The 17,484-nt window shown below is 71.8% G+C and carries 16 protein-coding genes and 1 pseudogene; 12 read left to right on the plus strand and 5 right to left on the minus strand.

Annotation, left to right across the window (positions count from 1 at the left end; all coding sequences use genetic code 11):
- The first annotated feature begins 14 nt into the window (after positions 1 to 14).
- The 9 genes and pseudogenes from OVA21_RS04480 to OVA21_RS04520 all read left to right on the plus strand — a co-directional run bounded on the left by OVA21_RS04480 (position 15) and on the right by OVA21_RS04520 (position 9,033).
- Complete coding sequence (locus tag OVA21_RS04480) at positions 15 to 1,316, plus strand: glutamate-5-semialdehyde dehydrogenase (RefSeq protein ID WP_268091887.1); 1,302 nt, start codon at positions 15 to 17, stop codon at positions 1,314 to 1,316.
- 67 nt (positions 1,317 to 1,383) lie between these two features.
- A complete protein-coding gene (locus OVA21_RS04485; protein ID WP_268091888.1) occupies positions 1,384 to 2,265 on the plus strand; it encodes an AAA family ATPase in 882 nt (293 codons plus the stop codon).
- Positions 2,266 to 2,293: 28 nt separating this feature from the next.
- Positions 2,294 to 3,724, plus strand: coding sequence for a vWA domain-containing protein (locus OVA21_RS04490; RefSeq protein ID WP_256820692.1), 1,431 nt, complete (start codon positions 2,294 to 2,296; stop codon positions 3,722 to 3,724).
- A gap of 65 nt (positions 3,725 to 3,789) precedes the next feature.
- A complete protein-coding gene (gene nadD, locus OVA21_RS04495; protein WP_067719687.1) occupies positions 3,790 to 4,506 on the plus strand; it encodes a nicotinate-nucleotide adenylyltransferase in 717 nt (238 codons plus the stop codon).
- Complete coding sequence (gene rsfS / locus OVA21_RS04500; protein WP_120286302.1) at positions 4,503 to 4,946, plus strand: ribosome silencing factor; 444 nt, start codon at positions 4,503 to 4,505, stop codon at positions 4,944 to 4,946. The genes nadD and rsfS overlap by 4 nt, the downstream gene beginning before the upstream one ends.
- Before the next feature lie 8 nt (positions 4,947 to 4,954).
- Positions 4,955 to 5,653, plus strand: coding sequence for a histidine phosphatase family protein (locus OVA21_RS04505; RefSeq protein WP_268091889.1), 699 nt, complete (start codon positions 4,955 to 4,957; stop codon positions 5,651 to 5,653).
- Positions 5,650 to 6,480 (plus strand): DegV family protein, encoded by an 831-nt coding sequence (locus OVA21_RS04510; protein ID WP_268091890.1) that lies wholly within the window; start codon positions 5,650 to 5,652, stop codon positions 6,478 to 6,480. Before OVA21_RS04505 ends, OVA21_RS04510 begins: the two co-directional genes overlap by 4 nt.
- A gap of 50 nt (positions 6,481 to 6,530) precedes the next feature.
- Positions 6,531 to 7,591: pseudogene (locus OVA21_RS04515) on the plus strand (ComEA family DNA-binding protein).
- The gene (locus OVA21_RS04520; protein WP_268091891.1) at positions 7,588 to 9,033 is read left to right on the plus strand and encodes a ComEC/Rec2 family competence protein; all 1,446 of its coding nucleotides are present in this window, start codon (positions 7,588 to 7,590) and stop codon (positions 9,031 to 9,033) included. Before OVA21_RS04515 ends, OVA21_RS04520 begins: the two are co-directional and overlap by 4 nt.
- Here OVA21_RS04520 and OVA21_RS04525 read toward each other — a convergent pair.
- The 3 genes from OVA21_RS04525 to OVA21_RS04535 form a co-directional block, all read right to left on the minus strand.
- A complete protein-coding gene (locus OVA21_RS04525; RefSeq protein WP_268091892.1) occupies positions 9,020 to 10,675 on the minus strand; it encodes a RecQ family ATP-dependent DNA helicase in 1,656 nt (551 codons plus the stop codon). The two genes, OVA21_RS04520 and OVA21_RS04525, sit on opposite strands and share 14 nt — an antisense overlap.
- Positions 10,676 to 10,807: 132 nt before the next feature.
- Positions 10,808 to 11,365, minus strand: coding sequence for a nucleotidyltransferase family protein (locus tag OVA21_RS04530; protein WP_268091893.1), 558 nt, complete (start codon positions 11,363 to 11,365; stop codon positions 10,808 to 10,810).
- 101 nt (positions 11,366 to 11,466) lie between these two features.
- Positions 11,467 to 12,390 carry an SDR family oxidoreductase gene (locus OVA21_RS04535; RefSeq protein ID WP_069389691.1) on the minus strand — a complete coding sequence of 308 codons (924 nt, stop codon included), beginning with the start codon at positions 12,388 to 12,390 and terminating at the stop codon, positions 11,467 to 11,469.
- 209 nt (positions 12,391 to 12,599) lie between these two features.
- Here OVA21_RS04535 and holA point away from each other — a divergent pair, with 209 nt between their 5' ends.
- A complete protein-coding gene (gene holA, locus OVA21_RS04540) occupies positions 12,600 to 13,577 on the plus strand; it encodes a DNA polymerase III subunit delta (protein ID WP_159148320.1) in 978 nt (325 codons plus the stop codon).
- Positions 13,578 to 13,780: 203 nt separating this feature from the next.
- Here the strand turns inward: holA and rpsT are convergent, their stop codons facing one another.
- Together rpsT and OVA21_RS04550 are read right to left on the minus strand one after the other, a co-directional pair.
- Entirely contained in the window at positions 13,781 to 14,041 is a 261-nt protein-coding gene (rpsT, locus tag OVA21_RS04545; protein WP_067719663.1) for a 30S ribosomal protein S20, read from the minus strand.
- Positions 14,042 to 14,240: 199 nt separating this feature from the next.
- Positions 14,241 to 14,789, minus strand: coding sequence for a type II toxin-antitoxin system PemK/MazF family toxin (locus OVA21_RS04550; protein ID WP_069389692.1), 549 nt, complete (start codon positions 14,787 to 14,789; stop codon positions 14,241 to 14,243).
- A 32-nt stretch (positions 14,790 to 14,821) separates the two neighbouring features.
- On the opposite strand from OVA21_RS04550, the gene OVA21_RS04555 reads away from it, so the two are divergent.
- Complete coding sequence (locus OVA21_RS04555; RefSeq protein WP_119192823.1) at positions 14,822 to 15,547, plus strand: EthD domain-containing protein; 726 nt, start codon at positions 14,822 to 14,824, stop codon at positions 15,545 to 15,547.
- Between the two features lie 57 nt (positions 15,548 to 15,604).
- Positions 15,605 to 17,464 carry a translation elongation factor 4 gene (gene lepA, locus OVA21_RS04560; RefSeq protein WP_069389693.1) on the plus strand — a complete coding sequence of 620 codons (1,860 nt, stop codon included), beginning with the start codon at positions 15,605 to 15,607 and terminating at the stop codon, positions 17,462 to 17,464.
- The last annotated feature ends 20 nt before the right edge of the window (positions 17,465 to 17,484 follow it).

Here is a 17,484-nt window from a genome sequence, read left to right on the forward strand (position 1 = left end):
GTAAGCTGGAACGTATGACAGCCAGCCACCTCGACGCTTCCGACCTCACTGGCCAGACGGACGCCGGGCCCGCCGCGGACCCGACCCGCGACGCCGTCCACGACGCCGCCCGCCGGGCCCGGTCCGCCTCGCGCGAGCTGGCCCTGCTCACCGCGGACCGCAAGAACGCACTGCTGCAGGCCGCCGCCGACGCCCTCGTGGTGGCGGAGTCGACGATCCTCGAGGCCAACGCCCGGGACCTCGCCGAGCAGTCCGAGGCCGGAATGGGCGAGGCCATGCTCGACCGGCTGCGGCTCACCGCCGAGCGGATCGAGGGCATCGCCGGCGGTCTGCGCCAGGTGGCCGGCCTGGCGGACCCGGTCGGCACCGTCACGCGTGGCTCGACCCGCCCCAATGGGCTGCAGTTGCGACAGGTCCGGGTCCCGCTCGGCGTGGTCGGGATGATCTACGAAGGTCGCCCCAACGTCACCGTCGACGCGTTCGGGCTCGCCTTCAAATCGGGCAACGCCGCACTGCTGCGGGGGTCGCGCTCGGCCCGCAACTCCAATGAGGCGCTGGTCGAGGTGCTCCGCGGTGTCCTCGCGGAGCACGGCCTGCCCGTCGATGCGGTCCAGCTCCTGCCGTCCGAGGACCGGTCGTCGGTCACCCACCTCATCCAGGCGCGCGGTCTGGTGGATGTCGTCATACCCCGCGGTGGTGCGGGGCTGATCCAGACCGTGGTGGAGAACGCCAAGGTCCCGGCCATCGAGACCGGCACCGGCAACTGTCACCTCTACATCCATGGAGACGCGGACCTGGACGAGGCCATCAGCCTGCTGCTCAACGGGAAGACCCGTCGCTGTAGCGTCTGCAACGCCACCGAGACGGTGTTGCTCGATTCCGCCCTCGGCGACGCGGCCGTGGACCGCGTCGTGGGGGCGTTGAGGACGGCCGGCGTCACCGTCCACGGCGACCGCGAGGGCCTCGTCCCCGCCGACGACGTCGACTGGGGCGAGGAATACCTCAGCATGGACATCGCGCTCAAGGTGGTCGACGGGGTGGACGAGGCGATCGAGCACATCGACCGCTGGTCCTCCGGACACACCGAGGCCATCTCCACCCGCAGCATCGACGTGGCAGACCGGTTCTGCGCCCGCGTCGACGCGGCGGCGGTGATGGTCAACGCCTCCACCGCCTGGACCGACGGGGAGATGTTCGGCTTCGGCGCCGAGATCGGTATCTCCACCCAGAAACTCCACGCCCGCGGCCCGATGGGGCTCGAGGAACTGACCAGCACGAAGTGGATCGCCCACGGCAAGGGGCACGTGCGGCCGTAGAGGCACTCGCGCCCGCGCCGCCCGCCGGCCCGCCACCGACGACCCCGAACCGAAAAGGACCCACCCGATGGACCGAGCCCGCACCGCCCAGCGACCCGCATTCGAGAGCATCGACCACGTCATCGAGGCCCTCGGTGGACAGGGGTACCTGGCCGACCGATCGACCGCGACGGTGGTCTACCTCGCCGACCGGTTGGGCAAGCCGCTGCTCATCGAGGGCCCGGCCGGTGTCGGCAAGACGGAGTTGTCGAAGGCCGTCGCCGCCGCCACGGAGGCCGAACTCATCCGCCTGCAGTGCTACGAGGGCGTGGACGAGGCCCGTGCGCTCTACGAGTGGAACCACGCCAAGCAGATCCTGCGGATCCAGGCCGGGCAGGGCGAGGGGTGGGACTCCACGCGCGACGACGTGTTCGCCGAGGAGTTCCTGCTGTCCCGGCCGTTGCTCACCGCCATCCGGCGCAGCGAGCCCACCGTCCTGCTCGTCGACGAGGTCGACAAGGCCGACATCGAGATCGAGGGCCTGCTGCTGGAGGTCCTCAGCGACTTCGCGGTGACCATCCCCGAACTCGGGACCATAGAGGCCACCCGACGCCCGTTCGTGGTGCTCACCTCCAACGCGGCCCGCGAGCTGTCCGAGGCGCTCAAGCGACGTTGCCTCTACCTGCACCTCGACTTCCCGACGCCCGAGCTGGAGCGCAAGATCCTCGCCTCCCGGGTGCCGGAACTCGACGACCGGTTGGCCGAGCAGCTCGTACGCGTGGTGGGCGTCCTGCGCGCGATGGCGCTGAAGAAGGTGCCGAGCGTGTCGGAGACGATCGACTGGGGTCGCACCCTCGTGGCGCTGGGCCTGGACAGCATCGACGACGAGGTGGTCCTGCAGACGCTCGGCGTGGTGCTCAAGCACCAGTCCGACCAGCTGCGCGCGGCCGCCGAGCTCCGGCTCAACTAGGGCCGTGGGGGACAGGGAGGTGGGTGGAATGACCGAGAGGGCCCCGGGTGGGATGTCCGGCCACCTCGTCGACTTCGTCGACGCACTGCGCCGCAAGGGCATCCCCGTCGGTCCGAGCGAGGCCGTGGACGCCGCCGCGGCGATGGTGCACGTCGACCTGCTCGACCGCGCCGCGCTGCGCGAGGCGCTGGCCTCGACGATCCTGCACAAGTCCACGCACCGTGGGGTGTTCGACCAGCTCTTCGACCTGTGGTTCCCGGCCGCCGTGGGGTCCCACACCGCGGGCGACGCGGTGACGCTCGAGGTGGAGATCCCGACCGACGACGACGGCAAGGTGGATCCGGACGCCCTGAACGAACTCATCGCATCGCTCCTGCTCGAGGACACCGAGGAGTCGCGGGCCAAGGCCCGGGCGTTGGCGGAACTCCTTGTCGAGCAGCTGGGCTCGTACGACTCGGTGAACGGACCGCGCTACTCCGCCTACCAGGCACTGAGCCCGCTCGACACCAACTCGATCATGCAGCGGATCCTGGACGGGCTGCTCGGCGCCGACCCCTTCGACCCGGACGGTTCCCAGCGGCACGCCGAGAAGACGGCGGCCGCCAACTCGGCCGCCGACCTGGTCCGCGGCTTCCTGCGGGAGGTCGCCGACGAGACCCGCCGCCGTACCGCCGAGACCGTGGGCCGCGACCGCGTCGCACAGTACGCGGTGGGGCCCGCGGCCGAACAGGTCGACTTCCTGCGGGCCAACGACCAGGACCTGCAGGCACTGCGCCGCAGGGTGGGTCCGCTGGCCAGGCAACTGGGCAGCCGACTTGCGGCCCGCCGGCGTCGTCACCGGCACGGTGCGATCGACATGCGCAAGACCATGCGCCGGTCCATGTCCACCGGCGGCGTGCCCGTGGAACTGGTGCTGCGCAAGCCCCGCCCGGCCCGTCCGGAGCTGGTCGTGTTGTGCGACGTGTCCGGCTCGGTGGCCGGGTTCAGCCACTTCACCCTCCAGCTGGTGCACTCGCTCCGGGAGCAGTTCTCCCGGGTGCGGGTGTTCGCGTTCGTCGACACCACCGACGAGGTGACCTCGTTCTTCGAGACCGGGTCGGACCTCGGATCCGCGATGAGCCGGATGGTCCGCGAGGCCGAGATCGTCACCTACGACGGTCACTCCGACTACGGCCACGCACTGGCGGGCTTCGCGGACAGGTACGCTCACACCCTGACCAGGACGGGGTCGCTGCTCATCCTGGGAGACGGCCGCAACAACTACCGGGATCCGTCCGTCGAGGCACTCGAGTTCGTCAGCGAGCGGGTCGGACACACCCACTGGCTCAACCCGGAGCCCAAGCGGCAGTGGGGGACCGGCGATTCGGCCGCCAGGCTGTACTCCCAGTACGTCCCCATGCACGAGTGCCGCAACGTCGAACAGCTCACGACGGTCGTCGCGAGCCTGCTCCCCGTGTGAGCGATCGCGGCGGCGGGGCGCGGCAGACGACTGGGCGTCACCCCCGACCGATAGACTCACCGACCATGACCACGACGGGGACCACCGACGGCGCTCGACGCCGTATCGGAGTGATGGGCGGGACCTTCGACCCCATCCATCACGGTCACCTCGTCGCGGCCAGCGAGGTCGCTCACCGGTTCGGTCTCGACGACGTGGTGTTCGTCCCCACCGGCGAGCCGTGGCAGAAACGGGGCCGGGAGGTGTCCCCGGCCGAGGACCGGTACCTGATGACGGTCATCGCCACGGCCTCCAACCCGCGATTCTCGGTGAGTCGCGTCGACATCGACCGCGACGGGCCGACCTACACGCTCGATACGCTCAAGGACCTGCTGCGCCAGCACCCGGACACCGATCTGTACTTCATCACGGGCGCCGACGCGCTGGAGAAGATCCTCACGTGGCGCGGGTGGGAGGAGATGTTCGACTTCGCCACGTTCGTCGGGGTCTCCCGGCCCGGGTTCGAACTGTCCGACACGCACCTCACCGAGATCCGGGACGGGCGGGTCCACCTGCTCGAGATCCCCGCGCTGGCCATCTCGTCCACGGAGTGCCGCCGCCGGGCGGCCGAGGACGCGCCCGTGTGGTATCTCGTGCCGGACGGTGTCGTGCAGTACATCGCGAAACGCAATCTCTACCGGCCCGAGGGCTCGACCCGCCTGGACGGCACCCCCGCAGCGACGGCCCCGGTACACCGGGTGCCCGTCCCCACCGATCCCCACCCCGAGGAGAATCCCCAGTGACCGCAAGCCCCGAGGCCCTTGAGATGGCCGCCATCGCGGCCCGCGCCGCCGACGACAAACTGGCGACCGACATCGTCGTCATCGACGTCTCCGGCCAGCTCATCATCACCGACTGTTTCGTCCTGGCGTCCGCCGACACGGAGCGGCAGGTCAACTCCGTCGTCGACGAGATCGAGGACAAGCTGCGCGAGGCCGGCCACAAGCCGCTGCGTCGTGAGGGCACCCGTGAGGGCCGGTGGGCGCTGCTCGACTACAACGAGCTGGTCGTGCACGTCCAGCACGTCGACGAGCGCGACTACTACTCGCTCGACCGCCTGTGGAAGGACTGCCCGGTCGTCGAGATCGAGGGCGTCGAGACGTCGCGACGGTCCGCTGACGACGCCGGCAACGCCGACGACTCGCTCGCGCCGGAGGAGCCACAGCGGGATCAGGAGCTCTGAACCACCCGGTGACCCGACGTCTCATCCTCCTGCGTCACGGCCAGACGCACTACAACGCCTCGTTGCGGATGCAGGGACAGCTGGACACCGAGCTCAGTGAGCTGGGTGAGCGGCAGGCCCACGCCGTCGGCCGCGTGCTGGCACCGCGTCGCCCGTGGACGATCCTGTCCTCGGACCTGCAGCGGGCGCACGAGACGGCGAAGGCGTTGGCGACCGAGGTGGGATTGGACGTCCGGACCGACCGGCGGCTGCGGGAGACGCACCTGGGGACCTGGCAGGGCATGAGCCACTCCGAGGTCGACGGGCAGTGGCCCGACGCCCGGGTCCGGTGGCGCAGCAGTCCCCGGTGGTCACCGCCGGAGGGCGAGAGCCGTCTGGACGTGGCGCGGCGGACCCGAGAGGTCGTCGACGAGTTGGTCGAGGCGTCGCCCGACTGGAGCGAGCACCCCGCCGTGATCGTCGCCCACGGCGGCGCGATAGCGGCCCTGACCGCGTCGCTGCTCGAGCTGCCGGTGGAGCAGTACTCGGTGTTCAACGGACTGGGCAACACCTGCTGGGTGCAGCTGTCGGCGCACGTCCGCCCCGAGGGCACGGCCGCGCAGCTTCCCGAGCCCGAGGTCGGCCCCACCACCGAGGCCGCCCGAGGTGTGCTGTGGCGCCTGGACCAGTGGAACGCCGGCATCACGCCCCCGGTGGGCTCGTCATGACGATCCGCCTGGTCACCGACTCGAGCGCCGACCTGCCGGCCGAGTGGGTCCGCGAGTTCGGCATCACGGTAGTGGGTCTGCACGTCGTGGAGGAGAACGACCGGGCGGTGTCCACGGCCGCGGTCACGCCCGACGAACTGGCGGAGATCTACGAGGAACTGCTCGCGGATCCCGACTGCACCGGCGTGGTGTCGGTGCACCTGTCCCGCGAGCTCTCGCGTACCTGGCAGTCGGCGGCCGATGCCGCGACCAGATTCGGGGGCCGGGTGCTGGTCTCGGACTCCCGCGGGGCGGGCATGGCGTTCGGGGCCGCTGTCGCGCAGTGCGCGTGGGCGGCGGGAAACGGGCTCGGTCTGTCCGCGACCTACGAACTCGCCGAGCGGCTCTGCCGGGGCGCCTCGACGTACGCCGCCCTGGAGTCACTCGAGAGTCTGCGCAGAGGCGGCCGGATCAGTGCGCTCGCCGCGCTCTTCGGTAGCGCCCTGGCCATGCGCCCGGTGATCGTGTTGCGTAACGGATCGGTGGACCTGGCGGCCAAGGCCCGCACCACCACCAAGGCGCATGCGCGGCTGCGGTCCCTGCTGCGCGACGACGTGGCGCGCGGCGACGTGCTGGTGGTGGTCCACCACCACCAGGCGCGCGAGCGGGCCGAGGAGATGGCCACCGAGATCCGCAAGGAGACCCAGTTCCCGGAGCGGGTCATGATCGTCGAGTTCGACGAGGTCCTCGCCTGGCACCTGGGGCCGGGAACAGTGGGTGTCTCGGTGACGGACCTGGTCGACACCGGATTCCCCACCCTTCCCCCCTCTCCACAGCCGGCGGACTGACGGCCGCGATCGGGGCCGCCGCGGGAGCCGTGCCGGGCTAGCTTCGCGCCATGCGAACCGAGACCCCGGCACGATCCGGCGGCCCCGTCGACTCCCACCGGGACCCTGCGCGGGCGGCCGCCTTGCACCGACTCGCCAGCGCACTCTCGCCGCCGGATTCCGACCGCCCTGCCGCGGTCGATCAACGTCCGGCCCCGGGCGACGCCCCTCCGGCAACCGGTGGTGGGCCCGGCCGGCCGGCCGCGGTGCCGTGGGCCGACCTCGACCCCGCAGGTGACCGGCCGGAGCGGATCCCGCCGCAGTACCCGGATGCGGCCGCCTGGGCCGACCCGCCGTGGTGGGGTCGCATCCGGTGGGCGCCCGACCGGCTCGCCGGGATCGCCCTGGTGATGCTCGTGCTGGGTCTCGGCGCGTTCTCCGTGCACCGTCTGATCTCGTCCGTCCCCGAGGGGCCTGCGGTGCCCGACCTCCCGTTGGCGCAGGTGGGGGAGCCTGTCGCCGATCCCGCCGATCCCGCCGATCCCGCCGACGCGGCCACTGACGAGGCCGGCGCCTCGCCCCGGCCCGCCCCGCCGACCCCGGGGTCGGTGGGCGGGGAACCGGTTCCCGCCGGGGAACCGCTCGTCGTCTCCGTCGTGGGGCTGGTCGGCCGCAGCGGACTGGTCACCCTCGCGCCCGGCGCGCGCGTCGCCGACGCGCTCGACAGCGCGGGGGTGTCCTGGAGGGCGGGGACCGGGACGGGCTCAACCTGGCGCGCAAGGTCTCCGACGGCGAACAGATCCTCGTCGGGTCGGCCCCCGGCCCGGACGGGTCGGGAGGCCCGCGCAGCGACATCATCGGACCGGGCCCCGGCCCGGGGCAGGCGGCACCGGGGACCGGAGCGCCCGCGGCGGGTTCACCGGATCCGGGAGGAGGTGGGGGTCTGGTCGATCTCAACGCCGCCGACGCGGCGGCACTCGAGTCGTTGCCCGGCGTGGGGCCGGTGACCGCGTCGTCGATCCTGGCGTGGCGGGCCGCGAACGGGTCGTTTACCAGCGTCGACCAGCTGGTGGAGGTCGACGGTATCGGGCCGGCGACCCTGGCACGGCTCCGGCCGCTGGTCACGGTGTGAGCCACCCGGTCGACACGTCACGGCGCCGGATCCCTGCGGCGCGGGATCTGCGGTTGGTCGTGCCGACGCTCGCGGTGTTCGCGGCCACGGCCGCGACGGGCGTGGTCCGCCCGGCTCTCGCCGCCGCCGTCGCGGTGGTGTTGGCGGCGGCCGCGGTGGTCGCCGCGCTGTGGTCTGTCGGCGGGTCGACCGGTTCCGGGCACGGGGTGCGTGAGCGACTCGACCGCGCCGCGCTGGGCGTCCTCGCGGTGGTGTGCGCGACGGGCGCGGTTGCGGCGGGGGTACAGGCCGCCCGGGTGCACGCCCTGTCCGCGCACCCGCTGAACGATCTGGTGGGCGCGCGGACAGGGGTACAGGCGGTGGTGACCGGGTTCGACCGGCCGATCCGCGGCGGCGGGGTGATGGTGCCGGTCCGGGTGGAGTCCACCGGGTCGGGGAGCTCGGCGCGCGAGGCCGAACTCGACGTGGTGCTGCTGGCCCGCGACGGCTGGCGGGGGCTCCCGCCGGGGACCCGGGTGGAGGCATCGGTGGCGGTGGTGGAGCCGCGATCCGCGGGAGAACCACCTGCACTCCGGGCGCTGTCCCCGCCCCGCGTGACGGGCCCACCCGGATGGTCCGGACGGATCCCGGCGGCGGTGCGGGAGCGGCTCCGGCAGGTCTCCGGCCGCGCACTCGAGGGAGAGGCCGCCGGGCTGCTCCCCTCCTTCGTCCTGGGCGACGAGGGAGGGGTCTCCGCCCGGACCCGGGACGAGTTCCGAGCGGCGGGGCTGGCGCATCTCGCGGCGGTCTCGGGCGCCAACACCGCCTACGTCGTGGGGGCGGTCCTGCTCGCCGCGGCGGCCCTCGGGGTGGGGCGACGCGGGCGGATCGTGGCGGCAGGACTCGCCCTGGGCGGGTTCGTGGCCGTGGTCGGCCCGGAGCCGGCCGTTCTGCGGGCCGCCGGCACCGGGGCCATCGGTCTGGCGGCGCTGGGCGCCCACCGCACCGGCCGCCCGCTGGCCGCCCTGGCGGCGGTGGTCCTCGTCGTCGCCCTCCTCGATCCCGCCACCGCCACCGGGACGGGCTTCGTCCTGTCCGTCACCGCGACCGCCGCTCTTGTACTGGCCGCGAGGCCGGTGGCCCTGCGGATCCGTCGACCGTGGATGCCCGGCCCGGTCGCCGACATCCTGGCGGTCTGCGTCGTCGCCCACCTGGCGACGCTTCCGGTGCTCGTGGCCTCGGGGCTGGGTCAGGGGCCGTGGGCCCTGCCAGCGAACATCGCCGTCGCTCCGGCCGTCCCGTTAATCACCGTGCTCGGTACGGCGGCGGCCACGCTCGGTCCGGTGTGGGAGGGCGGTGCGGTCCTGCTCGCCGCGGCCTGCGCCCCCGCACTGTGGTGGCTCGAGACCGTCGCCGACATCGCTGCCGGGCTGCCGGGCTCGCCACCCGTCATGCCCGGGTGAGAAGCTCCTGGTCGCGCACCAGGTCGAGCGACAGCGTTCGGTAGCCCTGTTCCTCGAAGAACACGGTGAGCCGGTCGTCGTCGACGCTCATGACGATCCCGGATCCCCACTCGCGGTGCACGACCGCGGACTGCAGGGGGAAGTCCGCAGCGTCGTGGGTGAGGTCGACCGCGGTGCCGGCGTCGCAGGTGTCGCAGTTCCCGCACGGGTCCGCGAGCTCCTCGCCGAAGTAGCCGAGCAGGAACTGGCGCCGGCACCCGTCGGTCTCGGCGTATCCGCGCATCATCCCGATCCGCGAGCGATCGATCCGCTCGAACATCTCCGAGGTCTCCTCGGCCCGCCGGACCGCCTCCTTGGGCCGCACGTCCTCGACGAGTTCCAGCCCTTTCCGGCCGGACTCGACGAGGGCCGCCGCCTCGAGCAGATTGACCGCGCCCGTGACACGCCTCGGGCCGAAGTCGAGGGACTTCTTCAACCGGCTCAGCCGTACCGGGCCGTCGGCGCGACGCAGGTGCTTGATGACCGCGCGGATGACCTCCTCGTCGGCACTGTGCGACGAGAAGAAGCTGCGCAGACCGAGGTCCTCGCTGCGGTAGTGGAGTTCGATGGTCGCCGGCTCGCGGTCGCGTCCGGCCCGTCCCGCCTCCTGGTAGTACGTGTCGAGCGAGTCGGGGATGTCGGCGTGCAGGACGAACCGCACGTCCTCCTTGTCGATCCCCAGCCCGAACGCGCTCGTCGCCACCACCACGTCGAGGTCACCGTCGAGGAAGGAGCCCAGCGTCTCCTCACGGTCGGCCGACTTCTGCCCGGCGTGGTAGGCACGGACCCTCAGTGGGCGATCCGAGTCGGCCGCTCGTGCGGCGATCCGCTCGGCGTACTCCTCGGTGGACCGGCGGGTGGCGGTGTAGACCAGGCCGGGGCCGGCGAATTCGACGGCCCGCTCCACGACCGCGTCCTTTTTGCCGTCGTCCTCGACGTGCCTTCTCACCGCGAGGTGCAGCTCCGACCGGTCGAACCCGCCGGCCAGCACCAGGGCGTCGGTCATGGCGAGTCGGTCGACGATCTCCTCGCGGACCGGGGTCGAGGCGGTGGCGGTGAGCGCGATGACGGTGGGGGACCCCATCCGGTGGCGGGCGGCGTCCAGCCGCAGGTAGTCGGGCCGGAAGTCGTGGCCCCAGGCGGAGACGCAGTGCGCCTCGTCGACCACGAGGAAGCTCGGCCCGGCCGCACGGATCCGTTCGAGGACCTCGCGTTTGGCCAGCTGCTCGGGGGTGAGGAACACGAAGTGGACGCGCCCCGCGACGACCTCGTCCCAGGCCTCCGCCTGCTGTCGCACGCCCATCGAGGAGTTGATCGCCAGCGACCGGGTGGGCGCGGAGTCCGCCATCGAGTTCAGCCCCTCGCACTGGTCGCTCTGCAACGCGATGAGCGGAGAGACCACCACACACGGCCCGTCCGCCATGATCCCGGCGAGCTGGTAGATGGCCGATTTGCCGTAGCCGGTGGGCAGCACCGCCAGCACGTCGCGACCACCCACCGCCGCCTCGATCGCCTCGGCCTGCAGCGGGCGCAGGTCGTCCCAGCCGAAGACGCGGCGCGCCACCTCGTGGGGATCGGTGGCCTCGGCCCGGGTCGTCGTCACGTGTGCGTCCTCTCGAGTCGCGGTCGGGCTGCCCGCGGTGGGATGGTCCCGGATCGTCGAGCGTAAGCGCACCAGGCGGGGTGGTCCCACCGGACGCGCCCCCGGCTGGTCGTGCTCGCACCCACCGGCCGCTCAACCGTCCCGGGGTGGGCCGTCGGGGGCATCCAGGTCGCCGGGGTGGTCGATGTCGCGCGGTGACCCGGTGTCGTCGCACGGCACCTCGGCCACGAGGTGGGGGTGTGCCCGCAGGTAGTGGCGGGCGCCCGCGTCTCCGGCCGCCGTGGCGATGATCCGGGGGAGGTGTGGCGCACCGAGGAGGACCGGGTGCGCACGGGTCCCGCCGTAGGTGGCCACCGCCAGTGACGCCTCGGCGGCGAGGACCCGGCGGACCGACTCCGCGCCCAGCCACGGCATGTCGACGGGGACCACCACCACGTCCTCGTCCCCGACCGCGGTGAGCCCGACGCGCAGGGAGGAGCCCATGCCCGTGTGCCAGTTCGGGTTGTGCACCACCTCGGCGCCGGGCACCTCCAGTTCGACCGCGCCGCTGACCACCACAACCCGGTCGCAACCGCCCGCGTGGAGAAGGCCCACCGCGCGGTCCACCAGGCGGGCACCGCGGAAGTCGACGAGGGCTTTGGGGCCGCCGAACCGTCTGCCGGCGCCCGCTGCCAGGACCAGCCCGGTCATCGGGGCACGGACGCGTCGAGGCCGGTACCGGGCTCACCGTCCCGGCGCCGACGGCATTCGACCTCGAGCAGCGGATCCACGTGTCCAGTATCCCCCGACGGCTAGGGCGTGGGCATGCCTCCGGTCACCGCGAGTGTCTCGCCGATCACGTAGCTGGACTCGGGCGAGGCGAGGAACACGTAGGCGGGCGCCAACTCGGTGGGTTGCCCGGCGCGGCCGAGCGGGGTGGACGTGCCGAACTCGGGCAACTCCTCCTTGGGCTGCCCGTCCGACACCTGTAGAGGAGTCCAGATGGGGCCGGGCGCCACGGCGTTGACCCGGATACCCTTGGGGGCGAGCTGTTGCGCCAGCCCCTTGGTGAAGTTGTTGATCGCGGCCTTGGTGGACGCGTAGTCCAGCAGGTTCGGCGGCGCCATGTAGGCCACCACGGACGTGGTGTTGATGATCGTGGACCCGGGTTCCAGATGGCGCAACGCGGCCCTGGTCACCCGGAACATCCCGACGATGTTGACCCCGAAGGTGTCGGTGAGCTGCTCGTCGGGCAGATCCTCGAGCGCGGGTGCGACGACCTGCTTGCCGGCGTTGTTGACGAGGATGTCGAGGCCTCCGAGCCGCTCGACGGCGGTGTCGGCGAGGCTCTCGCAGAACGCGCGGTCGGTGAGATCGCCGGGGATGAGCACGGCCGTGCGGCCTTCGCGCTCGATGATCTCGGCGACCGCGCGGGCGTCGGGTTCCTCCTCGGGCAGGTGGTGGATGGCCACGTCGGCGCCCTCGCGGGCGAAGGCGATCGCCACCGCGGCCCCGATGCCCGAGTCGCCGCCGGTGATGAGCGCCCTGCGGCCGGTGAGCCGGCCGGTGCCACGGTAGGAGTGCTCGCCGAGGTCCGCCTTCGGCTCCAGGTCGGCGTCGAGGCCCGGCTCGTCCTGGTGTTGGACCGGCGGCTCGATGGCGGGGTAGCGGGTCGCCGGGTTCTGGAACGTCAGCTGGTCCGTCGTCTCGGTGTTAACGTCCTGGTTCTCGCTCATGTCGTTCCTTTCGATGCTGGGACACCGCGCATCGTGGCGCTCCGCGTCGGCGTCGCACGGTCGGACTGGCTCGTGGCCCCGAAAATACGTGGGGGAGCGGGCCGGGTCGACCGGTCGGTGCGCGGTGGTGGTGCGGGCCTGTCGGCGGGGCGTGGCACGATGACTGGGAGAGATGACGACGACAACCACAACGACGACGAGGAGCGCAGATGGCATCGGGGTCGGCACCGGCTGTGTTGCACCTGGTGTTGGGCGAGGACGAGTTCCTCACCGAACGCGCCACCACGGGCGTCGTCTCGGCGGTGCGTGCGGCGACCCCCGCCGGGCAGGACGCGCCGGTCGTCTCGAGGCTCGGCGGGCCCGAGGTCACGGCTCCGCAGCTGTTCGAGCTGCTCTCGCCGTCCCTGTTCGGTGAGGCCCGCATCGTGGTGATCACCGGCGCGGCGGAGCTGGGCAAGGACGCCCAGTCCGCGGTGCTCGGCGCGGCCCGTGACCTGCCCCCCGAGACGGTTCTGGTCGTCCAGCACACCGGTGGCGGTCGCGCCAAGGCCCTGGTGGCGGACCTGCGCAAGGCGGGGGCCGAGGAACACGCGGCGGGCAAGATCACCCGGCACACGGACGTGGTCGGCTTCGTCCGGTCCGAGTTCCGGACACAGGACGTGAGGGTCGCGCCCGAGGCCTGCGAGGCACTCGTGGAGGCGGTGGGGACGGACCTGCGGCAGTTGGCGTCGGCGTGCGGTCAGCTCGTGGCCGACACCGGCGGCAAGGTCGACGTGGAGGCGGTGCGGCGGTACCACTCGGGGGTCGTGGGGGTCAGCGGGTTCACCGTGGCCGAACGCGCGGTCACCGGGGACGTGGCCGGCGCGATCGAGGCACTCGAGTGGGCCATGCACACCGGGGTCCCGCACGTCGTGCTCGCCGACGCCCTGGCCGACGCGGTGAACTCCATCGCCCTGGTCGGCACCCAGCGGGGCGTGCCGCCGGCCGACCTGGCCCGGCAGGGCCTGCCGCCGTGGAAGGTCAAGAAGGTCACCGCGCAGACCCGCTACTGGTCCATCGAGACCCTGGGCAGCGCGCTGCAGGTCGTCGCCACGCTCAACGGCGAGGTCAAGGGCGGGGCGGAGGACACGTCCTACGCCCTCGAGCGCGCTGTCCGCGCGGTCGGATCGCTCGCGTCTGCCGGCTGACCGGACCCGCGCGGCAGGGACGCGGGCGGGCCCGAATCGGGGAATCGACGGCCAGACACATGGCGGCCAGGCACACGACGGCCATACATACGACGAGGGCCCACCTCACGCACGTGGTGCGGGGTGGGCCCTCGGAGCCTCGTCACGTCAGGCGAGCAGACGTGGGGCTGGGTGCCTCCCGGTCAGGGGAGGGACCGGGGTGCTCAGAGGCTGTTGACAGCCTTGGTGAGCGCCGACTTCTTGTTGGCGGCCTGGTTCGGGTGGATGACACCCTTGCTGGCGGCCTTGTCGAGCTGACGGGAGGTGGCGACGAGCAGGGCGCCGGCCTTCTCCTTGTCACCGGCCGCGGTGGCCTCACGCAGGCTGCGGATGGCGGTACGCAGGCCCGACTTGGTCGACTGGTTGCGGAGGCGGTTGCGCTCGTTGGTGAGGTTCCGCTTGATCTGGGACTTGATGTTGGCCACTCGTCACACCTTTTTGTCGTGTGTCGACGGCTCCACGAGGGGATCCCGCCGATCGGATGTCTTGTCGTCTCGTCCGCGCGGACACGTGCACAACGTGCTCCGGTGGACACCGACGGCCCACTTTACCAGCGGGGGTGTCACCGGCCAAAACGTGCGACGACGCCTCCGTCGATCCCCGGCCCCGGAGGGGTCGGCCGTCTCAGCGCCAGCCGTAGTCGGCGCGGAGCCGATCGGCGACCGCCTCGAACCTCGGCCGCGGGCAGATCGCGCCCTCGCGGCGGATGCCCTGTTCGGGAACGTCCAGCACGCGGTCGAGGCGCACCCAGCTCGGTCGGCCCTCGGGGTCCCAGGGGCCCGATCCGAGCCCGAGCCACCCCTCGTCGTCGTCCCTGGAGTGCTGCGACGAGAGCTGGAGGCCGAGCAGACGGTCCCCGTCGCGCCCGACCACCAGGACCGGGCGGTCCTTGCCGCGGCCGTCGTTCTCCTCGAACTCGACCCAGGTCCAGACGATCTCGCCGGGGTCGGCGTGGCCGTCGAGGTCGGGCGCGTAGGCGATCCGGCGGGCCCGGCTCGAGGTGGGGGCGGTGCCGGTGGTGGCGGGCCGTCCCCCGCCGCCGACCTCCGGGGACAGGGCGGGGGAGACCCCACGGTCGTCCAGCCGCCTGCGTACCTCGCGTGCGACGGTCGGTCCGTACCTGCGACCCACGCGGACCGCCGTTCGACCCACCCGGGCCCAGTCGATAGCCATGAGCGTCAGCGTAACCGTCCTATGATCTCGACATGGACATGCTGTTGGCAGTGGTGTGGGCGGACGACGACGCCCCGGTGGATCCTGCGGACGCGGCGGGCCTGCGGGCACGGATCGCGGACGCCGTCGAGGGGTCGCTGTCCGCCCTCGGGGTGGAGGAGTACCTGCTCAACGTGCGCGACGAGGCGGTCGCGGGCGCGATGATCGACGTCCGGGTCACGCCGCGGCCGGTGCTGGCGGCGCTGCGCGCCCGCGTGCCGGTCGCCTCGGCTTCCGCGTGCGCCGACCTGCTGGAGGCACTGCGTGACCTGGGGCCGGTGTCGGCCTGGTCGGTCACCGCCTCCGAGCCGCTGCCCGCGCCCGGACCGGGGCCGGACGGCCGGTGCGAGGGGATGGCCAACCTGGCGTTCCTGCGGCGGCCCGAGCGCATCGGCCGGGAGGAGTGGCTGCGCACGTGGCTCGAGGAGCACACGCAGGTCGCCATCGACACCCAGTCCACCACCGCCTACACCCAGCACGTGGTGGTCCGTGCGCTGACCGCCGACGCTCCGGTGATCGACGGGATCGTGGAGGAGGTCTTCCCCGTCGAGGCCGCGACGGACCTGGGGGTGTTCTTCGACGCCCGCGGCGACGACGCGCGCATGGCGGCCAACATCGAGGCCATGACCGCCTCGACCGGACGGTTCCTCGACGACGGCACGGTGGACGCCGTCCCTACGGGGCGGTACGTGATGGGAGTTCCCGGCGCGGGCGTGTGACAATGGGGTGATCGCCCGGTCGGACCGCACCCAGCCACGCCCGGGCCCGCCCGAGGAGTGATCGAGATTCCCAACTTCGCAGAGACGACGTTCACCGATCCCGCCAGGATCAGGAACTTCTGCATCATTGCCCACATCGACCACGGCAAGTCGACGCTCGCCGACCGCATGCTGCAACTCACCGGCGTGGTCGAGGAGCGGCTCATGCGCGCCCAGTACCTCGACCGGATGGACATCGAGCGCGAGCGCGGCATCACCATCAAGGCGCAGAACGTCCGCCTGCCGTGGGTGCCGCGTTCCGGCCCCCACCAGGGCGAGGAGATCGTCCTGCACATGATCGACACCCCGGGCCACGTGGACTTCACCTACGAGGTCTCCCGCGCGCTCGAGGCGTGCGAAGGTGCGATCCTGCTGGTCGACGCCGCGCAGGGCATCGAGGCCCAGACGCTGGCCAACCTCTACCTGGCCATGGAGAACGACCTCGAGATCATCCCGGTGCTCAACAAGATCGACCTGCCGGCGGCGGACCCGGACCGGTTCGCCGAGGAGATCTCCCACATCGTCGGGTGCGAGCCGGACGACGTGCTGCGGGTCTCCGGCAAGACGGGCATGGGCGTCGAGGCGCTGCTGGACAAGGTGTGCGAGAAGGTCCCCGCGCCCGTGGGCGATCCGGACGCCCCGGCCCGCGCGATGATCTTCGACTCGGTGTACGACACCTACCGCGGTGTGGTCACCTACGTCCGGGTGTTCGACGGCTCGCTCAACCCGCGCGAGAAGGTCAGGATGATGTCCACGGGCAGCACCCACGAGGCGCTCGAGGTCGGCATCATCTCGCCGGAGCCCAAAGCGACGAAGGGGCTCGGGCCCGGCGAGGTCGGTTATCTCATCACCGGCGTCAAGGACGTCCGCCAGTCCAAGGTCGGCGACACCATCACCACCGCCCGCGGCGGGGCGGAGGAGCCGCTCGCGGGGTACGCCGAGCCCAACCCGATGGTCTTCTCCGGGCTGTACCCGATTGACGGCTCCGACTACCCGGTCCTGCGCGACGCCCTGGACAAACTCCAGCTCAACGACGCCTCGCTGGACTACGAGCCGGAGACCTCGGTCGCGCTCGGGTTCGGCTTCCGCTGCGGCTTCCTCGGACTGTTGCACATGGAGATCACCCGGGACCGGCTGGAGCGCGAGTTCAACCTCGACCTCATCTCCACCGCCCCGAACGTGGTGTACCGCGTGGTCGCGGAGGACGGCAGCGAGCACCAGGTCACCAACCCGTCGTACTGGCCCGAGGGCAAGCATCGCGAGATCTTCGAGCCGATCGTCAAGTGCACGATCATCGTGCCCAGCGAGTACGTGGGCACGGTCATGGAGCTGTGCCAGTCCAAGCGCGGCGAGATGAAGGGCATGGACTACCTGTCCGAGACCCGCGTCGAGCTCCGGTACGTCATGCCGATGGGCGAGATCATCTTCGACTTCTTCGACTCGCTCAAGTCCCGCACCAAGGGTTACGCGTCGATGGACTACGAGGAGGCCGGCGAGCAGGTCTCCGATCTGGTCAAGGTCGACATCCTGCTTCAGGGCGAGGCCGTGGACGCGTTCAGCGCGATCGTGCACCGCGACTACGCCCAGGCCTACGGCAACAAGATGACGGGCAAGCTCAAGGAGCTCATCCCGCGTCAGCAGTACGAGGTGCCGATCCAGGCGGCGATCGGCGCGAAGATCATCTCCCGCGAGAACATCCGCGCGATCCGCAAGGACGTGCTCTCCAAGTGCTACGGCGGCGATATCAGCCGTAAGCGCAAGCTGCTGGAGAAGCAGAAGGAGGGCAAGAAGCGGATGAAGTCCATCGGGCGGGTGGACGTGCCGCAGGAGGCCTTCGTCGCGGCACTGTCGGCGGATTCGAGCGCGGACAAGAAGTAGGTCCCCGCACCGTGCGCGTG

The organism is Dietzia sp. SL131, from assembly GCF_026672565.1.
GTDB classification, from domain to species: Bacteria; Actinomycetota; Actinomycetes; order Mycobacteriales; family Mycobacteriaceae; genus Dietzia; species Dietzia kunjamensis.

Bases quoted from the DNA above. Each gene is read 5' to 3' on its own strand.
- OVA21_RS04480 (WP_268091887.1), top strand. From the start codon at position 15: ATGACAGCCAGCCACCTCGACGCTTCCGACCTCACTGGCCAGACGGAC.
- OVA21_RS04485 (WP_268091888.1), top strand. From the start codon at position 1,384: ATGGACCGAGCCCGCACCGCCCAGCGACCCGCATTCGAGAGCATCGAC.
- OVA21_RS04490 (WP_256820692.1), top strand. From the start codon at position 2,294: ATGACCGAGAGGGCCCCGGGTGGGATGTCCGGCCACCTCGTCGACTTC.
- nadD (WP_067719687.1), top strand. From the start codon at position 3,790: ATGACCACGACGGGGACCACCGACGGCGCTCGACGCCGTATCGGAGTG.
- OVA21_RS04510 (WP_268091890.1), top strand. From the start codon at position 5,650: ATGACGATCCGCCTGGTCACCGACTCGAGCGCCGACCTGCCGGCCGAG.
- OVA21_RS04530 (WP_268091893.1), bottom strand. From the start codon at position 11,365: ATGACCGGGCTGGTCCTGGCAGCGGGCGCCGGCAGACGGTTCGGCGGC.
- OVA21_RS04535 (WP_069389691.1), bottom strand. From the start codon at position 12,390: ATGAGCGAGAACCAGGACGTTAACACCGAGACGACGGACCAGCTGACG.
- holA (WP_159148320.1), top strand. From the start codon at position 12,600: ATGGCATCGGGGTCGGCACCGGCTGTGTTGCACCTGGTGTTGGGCGAG.
- OVA21_RS04550 (WP_069389692.1), bottom strand. From the start codon at position 14,789: ATGGCTATCGACTGGGCCCGGGTGGGTCGAACGGCGGTCCGCGTGGGT.
- OVA21_RS04555 (WP_119192823.1), top strand. From the start codon at position 14,822: ATGGACATGCTGTTGGCAGTGGTGTGGGCGGACGACGACGCCCCGGTG.